This is a genomic window from Sphingomonas sp. SKA58 (genome assembly GCF_000153545.1).
In the GTDB taxonomy this organism is placed as follows: domain Bacteria; phylum Pseudomonadota; class Alphaproteobacteria; order Sphingomonadales; family Sphingomonadaceae; genus Sphingobium; species Sphingobium soli.
The window spans coordinates 822,063-835,201 of record NZ_CH959307.1 but is presented as its reverse complement, the minus strand read 5'-3'; the positions used below and the strand labels follow the sequence as shown (position 1 = coordinate 835,201).

The 13,139-nt window shown below is 64.5% G+C and carries 15 protein-coding genes; 10 read left to right on the top strand and 5 right to left on the bottom strand.

What is annotated here, in order from left to right; translation table 11 throughout:
- Positions 1-54: 54 nt before the first annotated feature.
- A complete protein-coding gene (locus tag SKA58_RS13485; protein ID WP_009823001.1) occupies positions 55-1,125 on the bottom strand; it encodes a zinc-dependent alcohol dehydrogenase in 1,071 nt (356 codons plus the stop codon).
- Between the two features lie 154 nt (positions 1,126-1,279).
- On the opposite strand from SKA58_RS13485, the gene SKA58_RS13480 reads away from it, so the two are divergent.
- From SKA58_RS13480 to SKA58_RS13435, 10 genes are all read left to right on the top strand, one after another.
- Complete coding sequence (locus SKA58_RS13480) at positions 1,280-1,876, top strand: NADPH-dependent FMN reductase (protein ID WP_009823000.1); 597 nt, start codon at positions 1,280-1,282, stop codon at positions 1,874-1,876.
- A gap of 10 nt (positions 1,877-1,886) precedes the next feature.
- Entirely contained in the window at positions 1,887-2,915 is a 1,029-nt protein-coding gene (locus tag SKA58_RS13475) for a 3,4-dihydroxy-2-butanone-4-phosphate synthase (protein ID WP_009822999.1), read from the top strand.
- A complete protein-coding gene (locus SKA58_RS13470) occupies positions 2,908-3,672 on the top strand; it encodes an SDR family NAD(P)-dependent oxidoreductase (RefSeq protein WP_009822998.1) in 765 nt (254 codons plus the stop codon). Before SKA58_RS13475 ends, SKA58_RS13470 begins: the two co-directional genes overlap by 8 nt.
- Positions 3,673-3,688: 16 nt before the next feature.
- Positions 3,689-4,396 (top strand): CoA transferase subunit A, encoded by a 708-nt coding sequence (locus SKA58_RS13465; RefSeq protein WP_021227695.1) that lies wholly within the window; start codon positions 3,689-3,691, stop codon positions 4,394-4,396.
- Positions 4,396-5,052 carry a 3-oxoacid CoA-transferase subunit B gene (locus SKA58_RS13460; RefSeq protein WP_009822996.1) on the top strand — a complete coding sequence of 219 codons (657 nt, stop codon included), beginning with the start codon at positions 4,396-4,398 and terminating at the stop codon, positions 5,050-5,052. The genes SKA58_RS13465 and SKA58_RS13460 overlap by 1 nt, the downstream gene beginning before the upstream one ends.
- The gene (locus tag SKA58_RS13455; RefSeq protein ID WP_037543178.1) at positions 5,049-6,209 is read left to right on the top strand and encodes an acyl-CoA dehydrogenase family protein; all 1,161 of its coding nucleotides are present in this window, start codon (positions 5,049-5,051) and stop codon (positions 6,207-6,209) included. Before SKA58_RS13460 ends, SKA58_RS13455 begins: the two co-directional genes overlap by 4 nt.
- Positions 6,206-7,270, top strand: a complete 1,065-nt coding sequence (locus SKA58_RS13450; protein WP_037543599.1) for a phosphotransferase — start codon at positions 6,206-6,208, stop codon at positions 7,268-7,270. Before SKA58_RS13455 ends, SKA58_RS13450 begins: the two co-directional genes overlap by 4 nt.
- Positions 7,271-7,406: 136 nt before the next feature.
- On the top strand, positions 7,407-8,600 hold the full coding sequence (bktB, locus tag SKA58_RS13445) for a beta-ketothiolase BktB (protein ID WP_009822993.1): 1,194 nt from the start codon (positions 7,407-7,409) through the stop codon (positions 8,598-8,600).
- 115 nt (positions 8,601-8,715) lie between these two features.
- Complete coding sequence (locus SKA58_RS13440; protein ID WP_009822992.1) at positions 8,716-9,663, top strand: LysR family transcriptional regulator; 948 nt, start codon at positions 8,716-8,718, stop codon at positions 9,661-9,663.
- Positions 9,660-9,968: a hypothetical protein gene (locus tag SKA58_RS13435; RefSeq protein ID WP_009822991.1), complete on the top strand. Its 309-nt coding sequence runs from the start codon at positions 9,660-9,662 to the stop codon at positions 9,966-9,968. Before SKA58_RS13440 ends, SKA58_RS13435 begins: the two co-directional genes overlap by 4 nt.
- Positions 9,969-9,985: 17 nt before the next feature.
- Here the strand turns inward: SKA58_RS13435 and SKA58_RS13430 are convergent, their stop codons facing one another.
- Genes SKA58_RS13430 through trbF form a run of 4 tightly spaced genes read right to left on the bottom strand, consistent with a single transcriptional unit; the run spans position 9,986 to position 13,138 of the window.
- Positions 9,986-10,207, bottom strand: coding sequence for a DUF2274 domain-containing protein (locus tag SKA58_RS13430; RefSeq protein WP_009822990.1), 222 nt, complete (start codon positions 10,205-10,207; stop codon positions 9,986-9,988).
- Complete coding sequence (locus SKA58_RS13425) at positions 10,204-11,436, bottom strand: TrbI/VirB10 family protein (protein WP_009822989.1); 1,233 nt, start codon at positions 11,434-11,436, stop codon at positions 10,204-10,206. Before SKA58_RS13425 ends, SKA58_RS13430 begins: the two co-directional genes overlap by 4 nt.
- A complete protein-coding gene (gene trbG, locus SKA58_RS13420) occupies positions 11,433-12,458 on the bottom strand; it encodes a P-type conjugative transfer protein TrbG (protein ID WP_009822988.1) in 1,026 nt (341 codons plus the stop codon). Before trbG ends, SKA58_RS13425 begins: the two co-directional genes overlap by 4 nt.
- Complete coding sequence (gene trbF, locus SKA58_RS13415) at positions 12,455-13,138, bottom strand: conjugal transfer protein TrbF (protein ID WP_009822987.1); 684 nt, start codon at positions 13,136-13,138, stop codon at positions 12,455-12,457. Before trbF ends, trbG begins: the two co-directional genes overlap by 4 nt.
- Between the last annotated feature and the right edge of the window lies 1 nt (position 13,139).

The following is a 13,139-nucleotide window of genomic DNA, read 5'->3' as shown; positions in this document are numbered from 1 at the left end:
GACAAGAAAAAGGGGGCCGCGCCAGTAGCGCCGCCCCCTTTCCTGTGTGGTCGGTCAACCGTGGATCATGACCTTGAAGCTGTCGAGCGCGTCGAGCTGGGTATCGAACGCCTTGCGGCTCTCCTCCAGCGGGAATTGATGGCTGATTAGGTGGGCGGTGCGGATTTCTTCCGCCGCCAGTGCCGTGATCGCCTGCATGAAGTCACCGCCGAGTGATCCGATGATGGTCGGCAATTTGTGAACGATCTTGGTCGTGTCGACAGGTGCTGCTTCCTCGGGCAAACCGACGATGCAGATGGTGCCGCCGGGCCTGACCATCTCGAGTGATTGACGGATGGTGATGGGATTTCCGGCCGCCTCGAACACGACATCGGCCGATCCACCGCGCCCGAAATGATACCGGCTCACGCCGAAGCGGTCCATGACCCATTCCAGCGCATCGCCCGTTCGGGCGTCGAATACGCCGTCTGCGCCACTTTCCTCGGCGAGAGCTAGGCGACGCGGTGAAACCTCGACCAGCACCGCCTCGGCCCCCACGCGGCGCGCGGCTTGCAGGCAGGCATTGCCGATCATGCCGCCGCCCAGCACGACCACCTTGTCGCCACGCTTGACGCCCGACTTCGCAACGGCCGTGATGCCGATCGAAACCGGCTCGACGGTCGCGGCGATGACGTCCGGCAGATGATCGGGCAAGCGATGGACGTTGACGCCAGGCGCGGCGTTCTCGATCCGCACATAGTCGGCGAAGGCACCGGGGCGGCCATAGCCTGTCGAATTCTCGAACAGATCGGCACAGAGAATATGCTCGCCATCGTCGCAGGCGCGGCAGCGACCGCAAACCCCGGCCGAGAAGCCGGTGACGCGATCGCCGAGCCCGATTCCCTTGACGTCCTCGCCGACGGCCACGACCCGGCCCATGAATTCATGGCCCATTATCTGGCCACGCTGGACATAGAGCCCGGTCTTGTAGCTATGGACGTCGGACCCGCAGATTCCGCAGGTCGTCACCTGAATGAGAATGTCCGCAGCGCCTACACGAGGCGTTTCCACCTCCTTCAGGCTGATATCGTGGGGGCCGTTATAGACTGCCGCGCGCATGCGTTGGGGTAGTGCCAGATCGATCATTTTCCTCTCCCTTCAAAAATATGAAACTTGTTACATTTTAACGCGAATGGCATGGAAATCCATTCGATGGTTGACTTTTGGCACAGCCTCAATCAAGAACCTGAAACACGTTAAAGATTTTAGTGAGTCCGGTCAAACCGGCTGGAGGGATGAAATGAAAGTGTCGCTTGGTGCGCATCGGCCCGTCGTTGTGGCGGTCGGAGGCACTCTTAGAGAGCATAGTTCGACCGAAAAGGCATTGAAGCTCGTTCTGCGGCGCTGTGTCGAGCTAGGCGCGGATACTGTCCTGATAAGCGGCGCGGATCTCGATCTGCCGGCTTATGCGCCCGAGCGGGCGGAGCGCACCGAACGGGCGCAACTCCTTGTCGATTCATTGCGGCGGGCGGATGCGATCCTTATCGGCTCGCCTGGCTATCATGGCGGCATTTCAGGTCTGGTGAAGAATGCGCTCGACTATACGGAAGACATGCGAGGCGACGCGCGCTGCTATTTCGACGGTCGGCCCGTCGGCTGTGTCGCCACGGGTGCGGGCTGGCAGGGTGCTGTAGCGACGCTGGGGGCACTGCGCGCCGTTGTCCATGCTCTGCGCGGCTGGCCGACGCCATTGGGCGTTGCGATCAACACCATCGAGCCGGTCTTTGCTCCCGATGGAGAGTGTCTTTCGCCCGATCTCGCCCGAACGCTTGATGCGATGGCCGAGCAATTGCTGGAATTCGTTGCCGCGCGCTCCGCGCTGGCGACCGCGGTTTAAGGAATTCCTTATGGCGACCCAGCCTCATTTCGATCCCGATTATGTATCGCCGCCGTTGCGCCGGCGTGTGCGTCCGTCGCTTGTGTCCGTCCCCACCTTCGACGCCGACGCGGCCGTCACGGCCATCGCGGCGGGAGGTGTTGCGATCCTGGCTGAAGGTGTCTCCGGTGATGCTCCAATGAGCCTGATTGCTGCGGCGCGCGACGTCGACGCCCATGTCGTGAACTTCATGGCTCGCAATGGTCGGGGCCTTATCTGCATGCCGATCGCACCGGAGCAGGCGCGCCAGATCGGCCTGACGGCCATGGCAGGTGCGGTGGACAATAATCCTCGCTGTCCCGGCTTTGCCCGATCTATCGAGGCCTGCAGCGGTGTTTCGACGGGTATATCGGCGGATGATCGTGCGAGAACGATGTCGGTGGCGGCTGCGGTCGGCGCCGGCCCCCACGACATTGTCAGTCCCGGTCACGTATTCCCCATTATCGGCCATGAGAATGGCTTGATCGGCCGCTGCGGCGCCACCGAGGCGGCGATCGAGCTTGTGCGGTTGGCGAACCGGGGCTTTGCAGCCGTACTGTGCCGGATATTGCGGGATGATGGGGAAGTCGCGACTTTGGCCGACGTGCCCGGTCTGGGCTGGATGCAGTCGCTTGAGGCCGTCGATATCGGAACGCTGCTCGCTGCGCAATGTGCGCGGACCCGCCTGGTTCACCGTGACGATGCGCCTCGCTTCGTGGGGGCGAACGCCTCGATTCAATTGCGGATCTATCGCGAGCAGGAAGGGGGACGGGAGCATTATGCGCTGCTGCACGGATCGCGGCCCGATCGTGAGCGCAGTGTGATCCGCATCTGCCGCGACAATGATGCGGGACAGAATATTCATACGGTCGCAGCGCTGGCCGCCGCAATCTGCGAAAGCGTGTCCGAACCGGGCGCGAGCCTCATTCTCATCTCCGGAAGTGAGCAGGGATTGGCTGGCGACATCGTCAACGAGGCGATCGGCGGACAGATACTTGAGGATATGGTGCTTAATGGCTGACGGAATCACTCCACTTTTTTCGCTGGCCGGCAAGCACGCGCTGGTGACGGGCGCGTCCAGCGGGCTTGGCGCGCATTTCGCGATGATCCTTGCCGAAGCAGGTGCCGCGGTGACACTTGCGGCGCGGCGGAAGGAGGCTCTGGCGGATGTTGCTGAACGCATCGCACGCCTCGGCGGAAGCGCGAAAGTCGTGACGCTCGACGTCACCGACGCTGCGTCGCTTGACGCGCTCCCCGCTGCCATGGCCGATATCGACATATTGGTTAACAATGCGGGGATCGTCCGCGATGGCCCCGCGCTCGACCAGACCGAAGCCGATTGGGATGCGGTGATCGATACCAATCTCAAGGGCATGTTCCTGGTCGCGCAGGCCGCCGGACGGGCCATGAAGGCGCGCGGAGGCGGATCGATCATCAATATCGCCTCCATTCTTGGCTTGCGGCAGGCGGGAGCCGTGCTTCCCTATGCGGTTTCCAAGGCCGGCGTGGTGCAGATGACCAAGGTGATGGCGCTCGAACTGGCGCGTCATGGCATCCGAGTGAACGCCCTCGCGCCCGGCTATCTCGACACGGAACTCAACCGGGCCTTCTGGGAAACGGACGCGGGGCGTGCGTTGATTCGCAGGGTGCCCCAGCGACGCCTGGGCCAACTGGAGGATCTGGACGGACCGCTGCTCCTGCTTGCCTCGGATGGCTCGCGGTTCATGACAGGCGCGGTGATCGCCGTGGACGGGGGACATCTCGTTAGCAGCCTGTAAAATGAAGGAGAAGCAGATGGCTGAAAAGCTCCAGGTGGATGCGAACATCGCCCTTGAAGGGCTCTTGTTCGATGGGATGACGATCGCGGCGGGTGGCTTTGGGCTTTGCGGCATTCCCGAGACCTTGATCTATGCAGTGCTCGAAAGCGGCGTGCGTGACCTGACATTGGTGTCGAACAATGCGGGCGTCGACGATTTCGGCCTCGGCATCCTCCTCGCCGAGAAGCGGGTTCGCAAAATGATCTCCAGCTATGTCGGCGAGAACAAGGAATTCGAGCGCCAGTTTCTGGCTGGAGAGCTGGAGGTGGAGTTCAATCCGCAAGGCACCTTGGCCGAGCGGATGCGGGCGGGGGGCGCGGGCATCCCGGCTTTCTACACACGCACCGGCGTCGGCACGATGATTGCCGAAGGCAAGGAAGTCCGTCGCTTTGGCGATAGCGATTATGTGATGGAAACCGGGATCGTCGCCGATCTGGCCCTGGTGAAAGCCTGGAAGGCCGATCCCTACGGCAACCTCGTCTACCGCAAATCCGCCCGGAACTTCAATCCGATGGTCGCGACATGCGGACAGGTGACGGTGGCCGAGGCGGAAATACTGGTGCCAGCGGGTAGCCTTGACCCGGACAGCATCCATACGCCGGCCGTCTTTGTCCAACGCTTCATTCGCGCAACCAGCAACGAAAAGCGCATCGAACGGCGCACGATCAGGGCGGAGGCGGCGTGATGGCGACCGACACGTCCGTAAAGGGCTGGACTCGCGATCAAATGGCTGCCCGCGCGGCGCTCGAGATGCGTGACGGCTTCACCGCCAATCTGGGCATCGGGATTCCGACGCTGGTCGGCAATTTCATTCCACCTGGCGTCGATGTCACGCTTCAATCGGAGAACGGCATCCTGGGGCTGGGTCCGTTCCCGACCGAGCGGGAGGTGGACCCGGACATCATCAACGCGGGCAAGCAGACGATCACCGAGCTGGACCGGACCAGCTATGTTTCCTCAGCCGACAGCTTCGCAATGATTCGCGGGGGCCATATCGACCTGTCGGTGCTGGGCGCTATGGAAGTGGCCGAGAATGGCGATCTGGCAAACTGGATGATCCCCGGTCAGATGATCAAGGGACCGGGCGGTGCCATGGACCTTGTGGCCGGCGTCCGGCGCATCATCGTGCTGATGGATCATGTGTCGAAAAGCGGCAGTCCCAAGTTTCGCACCCACTGCACTCTGCCGCTGACCGGCGCCAATGTCGTCGATATGCTGATTACTGATCTGGCGGTGTTCGACCGCAAATCCCGTAACGCCGCCTTCCGCCTGATCGAACTCGCTCCTGGCGTGACGATCGAGGAAGTCCGCGCCAAAACCGAAGCGAGTTTCGAGGCATGACGGATAGAGCGCACGCCATGGCCGCGCGGGTGGAAACATTCGTCCGTGAGGTCGTGATCCCCTATGAGAAGGATAGCCGCCGGGACCATCATGGGCCGACCGACGAGCTTGTGATGGAGATGCGCGGGAAGGCGCGGGAGGCCGGGGTGCTGACGCCGCATATCCTGGCGGACGGCTCGCATCTGACACAGGGCGAGACAGCGATCGTCCTGCGCAAGACGGGCCTGTCGCCGCTTGGACCGCTTGCCTGCAACACGGCCGCCCCAGACGAGGGCAACATGTATCTGCTGGGCAAGGTCGCGAGCCCCGAGCAGAAATCGCGCTTCCTAGAACCGCTTGTCAGGGGTGAAGCGCGATCGGCCTTTTTCATGACCGAACCGGCCGAGGAGGATGGCGCTGGCTCCGATCCTTCGATGATGCGGACGACCTGCCGGCTCGATGGCAATCACTGGGTCATCAACGGGCGCAAGAAGTTCATCACCGGCGCGCAGGGCGCCAAGGTCGGCATCGTCATGGCGAAGTCGGGCGACGGCGCCTGCATGTTCCTGGTGGAGCTGCCCGATCCCGCCATCCGCATCGCGCGCGTGCTCGATACGATCGACAGTTCGATGCCGGGAGGGCATGCCGAGATCGATCTTGTCGACTTGCGTGTCCCTGCCGACCAGATGCTGGGAGCCTCGGGCGAAGGCTTCAAATATGCCCAGGTGCGTCTCTCGCCCGCGCGCCTCTCGCACTGCATGCGCTGGCATGGCGTGGCGACACGCGCCCATGAGATCGCCACCGACTATGCCAATCGGCGCCATGCATTCGGCAAACCGCTTGTCGACCATGAAGGTGTGGGCTTCATGCTGGCCGACAACCTCATCGAACTGAAGCAGGCCGAATTGATGATCGACTGGTGCGCCGGGGTACTCGACACGGGGTCGCTGGCCACGGTGGAAAGCTCGATGACGAAGGCGGCCGTGGCGGACGCCCTGTTCCGGGTAGCGGATCGCTGCGTGCAGGTGATGGGCGGCAATGGCGTCAGCGGCGACACCATCGTCGAGCAGGCGTTCCGAGAAATCCGCGCCTTCCGCATCTACGACGGTCCGACCGAGGTTCATAAATGGTCGCTCGCCAAGAAGATCAAGCGCGACTGGAAGGCGGCTCAGGCATGACGGTCGCGCAGGATGGCAATGTCGGCACGGCTCCCGTTCGCGAGGGCTATGGTTTCGATATCGATGCGCTCGACCTCTGGATGCGGACGAATGTCGACGGCTATGCCGGACCGCTTCATGTCGAACAGTTCAAGGGCGGGCAGTCCAATCCGACCTACAAGCTGGTGACGCCTGACCGATCCTATGTCCTGCGGCGCAAGCCACCGGGCCAGCTCCTGAAGGGCGCGCATGCCATCGAACGGGAGGCCAAGGTGCTGACCGGGCTTGCCAGGGCGGGCTTTCCAGTGGCCCATGTTTATGGGCTATGCACAGAGGATGCGGTGATCGGCACCTGGTTCTACGTCATGGAGATGGTCGAAGGCCGCATTTTCTGGGACGCGACCTTCCCCGACGTGCCAAGGTCCGAGCGCGCCCTTTATTTCGATGCCATGAACGCCACGATCGCCGCCCTCCACAATGTCGACTATCAGGCTGTCGGCTTAGGCGATTATGGCAGGCCCGGCAATTATTTCGAGCGGCAGATCGCGCGCTGGTCCAGGCAATATCTGGAAGATGAGGCGGCCGGGCGCGACCCGAACATGGACCTTCTGGTCGATTGGCTGCCGGCAAACATCCCGGCCGGGGATGAGACCAGCATCGTCCATGGCGACTTTCGATGCGACAATATGATCTTCCATCCCAGTGAGCCGCGCGTGCTCGCCGTGCTGGACTGGGAGTTGTCAACGCTTGGCCATCCGGGCGCAGACTTCGCCTATCATGCGATGATGTATCGCATGCCCCCACATATCGTCGCGGGGCTTGCGAATGCCGATCTCGCAGCGCTCGGTATTCCTGACGAGCAAGACTATCTTGCGGCCTATTGCCGCAGACGCGGCCTGGGAGCCATGCCCGGCTACGACTTCTATATCGCATTTAATTTTTTCCGCCTGGCAGCGATCTTTCATGGGATCAAGGGGCGCGTGATCCGGGGGACCGCGGCATCCGCCCAGGCTCGCGAACGGGTTGCGGTATTACCTGAACTCGCGGCGCTTGCCTGGACGCAAGCCAAGCGATGCGTGTGAAGCGGCGATAATCGAACAGAAATACGCTTGGCTCGCAGCGTGGCGGATGGAAGGCCAGGCAAGACTCTTCGATGCTTTCCGGCAGGAAGGGAAGCGGTGTGTCCGGCAAGGCCGGCTTCAACATTGAGGAACGGAAATGAGCGATGATATTCTGATCTTGTCCGGCGTCCGAACGGCGATCGGCACCTTCGGCGGAGCACTCAAAGACGTTCCACCCGCAAAGCTCGGCAGCATTGTTATCGCCGAAGCCATGGCGCGGGCCGGGATCGAGCCTGCCGATGTTGATCACGTCTTCATGGGACAGGTTATCCCAACGATCGCTCAGGATGCGTATCTCGCAAGAGTGGCCGCGCTCGGTGCGGACATCCCTGTGTCGGCGCCGGCGCTAACCATGAACCGGCTTTGCGGTTCCGGCGTTCAAGCCATCATTTCCGCGGCACAGACATTGCGTCTTGGCGAGGCTGAATTCGTGGTCGCGGGCGGCGCCGAGAACATGAGTCGCGCACCCCATCTCGTGGCATCCGCCCGGTTCGGTCAGAAGATGGGACCGATCGAGATGGTCGATGCGCTCACCACAACCTTGAGCGATCCGCTGGACGGTTATCATATGGGGGTGACGGCGGAGAATATTGCCGCACAGTGCAAGATCAGTCGCGAGGATCAGGATGCCCTCGCACTGGAGAGTCAGAGGCGCGCGGCCCGAGCCATTGCGGAAGGCCGATTCAACGAGCAGATCGTGCCGGTTGAAGTTTCGACCCGCAAAGGTGTGATCGTCTTCGACACGGATGAGCATGTTCGTGGCGATACAACGGCCGAAGGCCTCACCAAGCTGCGCCCGGCCTTCCAGAAGGAAGGAACGGTAACGGCCGGCAATGCCTCTGGGGTCAACGATGGCGCCGCCGCCCTGGTTCTCGCCACGGCGGCGGCAGCCGCTGCCAAGGGACTGGTTCCGCGCGCCCGCATCCTGGGGTGGGGGCATGCCGGAGTCGATCCATCCGTGATGGGGCTAGGCCCCGTGAAAGCCGTTCCGATCGCGCTTCAGCGCGCGGGCATCGGGCTTGAGGAGATCGACGTCATCGAAGCGAACGAAGCGTTCGCGGCTCAAGCCTGCGCGGTTGCGCGCGAACTGGAATTTGATCCGGAGAAGACCAACGTCAACGGTTCGGGCATTTCGCTTGGGCATCCGATCGGCGCCACCGGTGCGATTCTCGTCGTGAAAGCGATTCATGAACTCGAACGATCCGAAGGTTGGTATGGCTTGATCACGATGTGCATTGGCGGGGGACAAGGCATCGCACTGGTAATTGAGCGGTTTAAGAGCGGCACTTAGTAATCCATCGTGGACGACGTAGAAGAACATAGTGCCGCTTCGCTCACGCAATATCCGCAGCATCACCTCCAATCATGGCTGCATACCGCTCGATACTATCCTGAAGAGGTAGCGAGTGATCGAACTCCGTCAACTTCGCTACCTCGTTGCGGCGGCTGAAGCGGGCAGCTTCAGCCGGGCTGCGCGGAACCTCAACATCAAGCAACCGACGCTAAGCCGCTACATTCTCGAAACCGAGAAGCGGCTGGGCATGGCGCTGTTCGACCGGAAGACGCGCGGCGCGACCCTGACGCCGGACGGCGCCACCTATCTGCGGATCGCGAGGCGCATCATGAAAGAGTGGGACGAGCTGGACGCTTGGGTCAGCGCGACGACCAACGGCCATGCCGGCAAACTGGCGGTGGGCTTCTACACGTCCTTCTCGGCGGGAAACCTGCGCGCGACACTGAGCGAGTTCGGCGCGCGCCATCCCGAGGTGAAGCTGCGCGGGTTCGAGCGCGACCGTGACATGCTGCTGGCCGGCATCGAGAACGGGCTGCTCGATATCGCCATCATGATCGGCGACACGCCTTATCCTGGGCTGATGAGCCGCTCGTTCTGGAGCGAGCGCGTTCTGGTGGCGATGCCGGCGAGTCATGCGCTGGCCGCCCGCGAGCGTATCCACTGGCCCGACCTGACCGGGGAACGCTTCCTGCTGACCGAGCGTGATCCCGGCCCGGAGACGCGCAACATGCTTCTGGGCAAGCTGGGGATGCCGGGCTATTCGCCAGAGATCGACATGGACGACATCAGGCGGGATACCGCGCTGAGCGTCATCGCACTCGGCGGGCATATTTCGATCGTCGCGGAATCGGCGCTCGGCATCCACGTCCCCGGCGTGGTCTTCCGCGAGGTCCACGAGACCAACGGGCACACGCGCATCGGCTTCTCGGGCTATTGGCGCGAGGACAATGAGAATCCGGTGCTGCGCCGGTTCCTTGAGTTCGTCACCGCCCGCTATTCGATGCCGTCCATGCCTGGGCCGCAGCCACTCTCTCCGCAAGCGGGAAAGAAGCCGTCATGACGCAAGGAAAGACACTCATCATCGTGCTGGTTACGCTCATCGTCGGGTTCGGGGCGGGCTTCGTCCTTCGCCCGGTGATCGTCCCCGTCGAGCGGACGGCGATCGTCGCCGGCCCGCCTGCCGCCGCCCCGACGCCGGCCGAGCCGCGCGGGATGCAATATTTCGCGGCGCATCTCGATGAGGCGCGGCAGGTCGTGGCGCAATGCGCGGAAGGCTCGGTGCGAGGCGGCGAGTGCGCCAACGCTGAGCAGGCCGTGATCGAGGCGGAAGGCCGGGAGCGCTTCAAGAAGTTCATGGGTAACTGACGGAAGGCAACGAGCCTTCAATTCCCCTGCGCGCGGTGCCGGCGAAAGGCCCGGTCGGTTTCCATGAACCGGGTGAGCATCGGCGCGACCAGCTTGTCGGGCGGGACCGGCGCTCCCCCGGTCTCGGCCGCGAGCGCCGCGGCATAGGCTTGCAGGTCACGATGCACGGCGGCGGGCAGCTCCACCGAGAGCTTGACCGGCCGATCGTCGGCGAGAGGCCCCAGCTTCAATTTGCTCATCGCGCGCCTCCGATCGGCTCCAATATGAGGTCGCGCGTGATAACCACGCGCAACGGATGGCCCGGCCGGATGGTGAGCGTCGGCTGCACATTCAATTGCCGCCGCACGATCTGCTGGCCGGTCTGGTTGATGGTGTCCTGGCTTCCGCGCCGCAACGCGCGGGTCAGGTCGTCCTCGCTGTCCGCGCCCAGCTCGGCCCCGACGCCAAGCAAGGTCGAGACGGCGGCGGCTTTGAGCAGATTGCCCCAATGCTGGTTCACGCGGTCCTGTAGGCCAGCATAGCCGGCCGCATCGGCGCCGGGCTGGCGATCGAGAACGATCGAGCGGCCGTCCGGCATGATGAGGCGATCCCAGGCGAGCAGCACGCGGGTCTGTCCGGCGGCGATCTCGCTGTCATATTCTCCGATCAGCCGGGCGCCTTGCGGAATGAGCAGGATGCGGCCGGTGATGCTGTCATAGACGTTGGCCGTCACCTGGGCGGTGATTTGCCCCGGAAGGTCGGAACGGATGCCGGTGATAAGCGCTGCGGGCACGACGCTGCCGGCCTGAACGATGTTGGGCGAGGCCGGCGCGGTCAGGCGCTCGACGCTCACCGTGCGCGCATTGGACGCCTGGGCCATGAACGCCCGCTTTCCGGCCTGATCGCTCTGCGCCGCCGCGTCATTTGGCTGTGCTGGGGGCTGCGGCGCGGCGGCGTCCGGCGCAGCGGTTGCGAGATTCGGCACGGACGGCATCGCAGCGGCCCCGGCGCTGCTGCCGCCGAGAAACACGCCGCTGGTGCGCGCGGCGTCCCGTTCCTGCGCGACGCGCTGGCGAGCGGCTTCCGCGGCCTGGGCGCGCGGATCGGGCTGGGCGCCGACCGGCGGGACCGGGACATCCTGCCCACGCTGCTGGGCGGAAACGATCGGACCGCCGAGGTCGCCGGGAAGCGGCGCCCCAAGTTTCGGAACCTGGCCATAATCCTTCGGCCCTGAATTGATCGTCTCGGCCGTGGCGCGGCTGTCGGTGCTGTAGAGTTCCTTGGCCTCCTTCTCGCCCGGCGGCTTGAGCGCGTAGATCAGCGAGCCTCCGATGCCGAGACCGGCCACGACGCCCATGACGGCGAGCGCCTTGCGCGACAGCCGCATGACGCGCGGCGGATCGCCGCGAAGCTGGAAGGCTTGCGGGTCGGGGCGCGGCGTCTGCGGTGCGGTTGCCTCAGGCGGAGAAGTGTCGGCGGGATCGGTCACGGCCGCCCCCTGCGGCGCGATTCCGCGCCGTCCCGCACGATGCGGACGCGCTGCTCGCTGCGCCGGTCGCCCAGTCGCAGCTCGGCGGCGGCGAACAGCCGATCCACCACCATATAGCGGCCCTGCACGCGGTAATTGACCAATTCGGCGTCGCCGGCCGCGCCGGTCACGAACAGCGGCGGCATCTCGCCCTGCGAGATCCCGGCCGGAAACTCGATGAAGACCTGCGCGGAATCGTCGAAGGCGCGAATGGGCTTCCACGGAACGCGGTCGCCTTCGATGCGGTAACGGAAGTTGAGAGCGGCGAGGTCGATGCCGGCGAAGACCGGCGCGGCGGACGCGGCGGCGGCGTTCGCGCCGCGCAAGGCGATCAGCGCGTCCTGCGGATAGGTCCACGATACCGAGGCCATGTAGGTCGCGGACGTGGCGCTTAGCTCCACATGATAGGTGCGCCGGTCGGTGTTGATGACGAGGTTCGTCGCGATGTCGGGGCGGGTGGGCTTCACGAGGATATGCACGCGGGCCATGGCGCCGCTGCCGCTCACCGTGTCACCGATGATCCAACGCACGGTGTCGCCGGCCGCGACCGGCCCCGGACCCACGAGCTGCTCCCCTTCCTGCAAGGCGATGTCCGTCACCTGGCCGGGCGTGGTATAGACCTGATAGAGCGCGCCGTCGGCCCAGGGATATTGCTGGATGGCGTTCATATAGCCGTCGCGGGTGGGCTGCACGCGGGCGGCCGCATTGGCGGCCCCGACGCGGCGGCGCGGATCGGCGGGCTCGGACGTCGTCGCCCCGGCCGCGAGCGGCTTCAATTGGCCGGGGAGCGGCAGCGGCTCGGGGATCGTCACCACCTCGACCGCGCGCGGCGGCTGTGCGGCCGGCGTCGCCGCGATCTCGCGCGGCGGATCGTCATAGGCGATGGCGGGCGGCTTCGCCGATGTGGTGGCACAGCCGGCGAGCGCGGTTGCGGAGACAAGCAGGACCGCCGAAGCGGAGCGACGGAAAGGCGTGCGCGTCATTGCGACATCTCCTTGGACCAGTTGAGGGCGTTGACGAACACGCCGAGCGGGTTCTTGCGCAGGGCGTCGGGCGTGCGCGGCGGTTGCACGACAACCGTGAGGATGGCCGACCAGCGTTCGGTGGCGGCGAGGCCTCCGTCCTGATAGCGGCGCTCGGTCCAGGCGACGCGGAAGCTGTCGGGCGATGCCCGGATCACGCTGGAGACGTCCACCGCGACCTGCACCTTGCCGACCTGTGTGAACGGGTCGTTGGCGCGGGCGTAGTCGTTGAGCGTCATCGCCCCCTTGTCGGTCGTGAAGTCGTAGGCGCGCAGCCAGTTCTGACGGACGATCACCGGATCGGCCGGGATCGCCCTGACCTGTTCGATGAAGCGGGCGAGATGGAACGCGATCTGCGGGTCGGTCGGTCGATAGCCGGCTTCGGCGGGCGCAACCGCCTGCGCTTCGCCCAGCCGATCGACCTGCACCACCCACGGCACGATATGGCCGCGCGCCGTTTGCCAGACGATACCAGCGGCAAGGCCGCCGGAGAGCGCCAGCGCGCCGAAGAAGGCGAGCCGCCAGTTCTTCGCCTGCACGCGGGCCGAGCCGATGCGGTCGTCCCAGACCTGCGCGGCGCGCTGATAGGGTGTGGCGGGTTCGGGGGTCTGGCCGTAGCGGATCGTGGGGCGTCGGAACATG

What these genes read in the sequence shown, in the direction of transcription:
- SKA58_RS13485 (WP_009823001.1), bottom strand. Translation starts at nt 1,125, where the DNA reads ATGATCGATCTGGCACTACCCCAACGCATGCGCGCGGCAGTCTATAAC.
- SKA58_RS13480 (WP_009823000.1), top strand. Translation starts at nt 1,280, where the DNA reads ATGAAAGTGTCGCTTGGTGCGCATCGGCCCGTCGTTGTGGCGGTCGGA.
- SKA58_RS13475 (WP_009822999.1), top strand. Translation starts at nt 1,887, where the DNA reads ATGGCGACCCAGCCTCATTTCGATCCCGATTATGTATCGCCGCCGTTG.
- SKA58_RS13470 (WP_009822998.1), top strand. Translation starts at nt 2,908, where the DNA reads ATGGCTGACGGAATCACTCCACTTTTTTCGCTGGCCGGCAAGCACGCG.
- SKA58_RS13465 (WP_021227695.1), top strand. Translation starts at nt 3,689, where the DNA reads ATGGCTGAAAAGCTCCAGGTGGATGCGAACATCGCCCTTGAAGGGCTC.
- SKA58_RS13460 (WP_009822996.1), top strand. Translation starts at nt 4,396, where the DNA reads ATGGCGACCGACACGTCCGTAAAGGGCTGGACTCGCGATCAAATGGCT.
- SKA58_RS13455 (WP_037543178.1), top strand. Translation starts at nt 5,049, where the DNA reads ATGACGGATAGAGCGCACGCCATGGCCGCGCGGGTGGAAACATTCGTC.
- SKA58_RS13450 (WP_037543599.1), top strand. Translation starts at nt 6,206, where the DNA reads ATGACGGTCGCGCAGGATGGCAATGTCGGCACGGCTCCCGTTCGCGAG.
- bktB (WP_009822993.1), top strand. Translation starts at nt 7,407, where the DNA reads ATGAGCGATGATATTCTGATCTTGTCCGGCGTCCGAACGGCGATCGGC.
- SKA58_RS13435 (WP_009822991.1), top strand. Translation starts at nt 9,660, where the DNA reads ATGACGCAAGGAAAGACACTCATCATCGTGCTGGTTACGCTCATCGTC.
- SKA58_RS13430 (WP_009822990.1), bottom strand. Translation starts at nt 10,207, where the DNA reads ATGAGCAAATTGAAGCTGGGGCCTCTCGCCGACGATCGGCCGGTCAAG.
- trbG (WP_009822988.1), bottom strand. Translation starts at nt 12,458, where the DNA reads ATGACGCGCACGCCTTTCCGTCGCTCCGCTTCGGCGGTCCTGCTTGTC.
- trbF (WP_009822987.1), bottom strand. Translation starts at nt 13,138, where the DNA reads ATGTTCCGACGCCCCACGATCCGCTACGGCCAGACCCCCGAACCCGCC.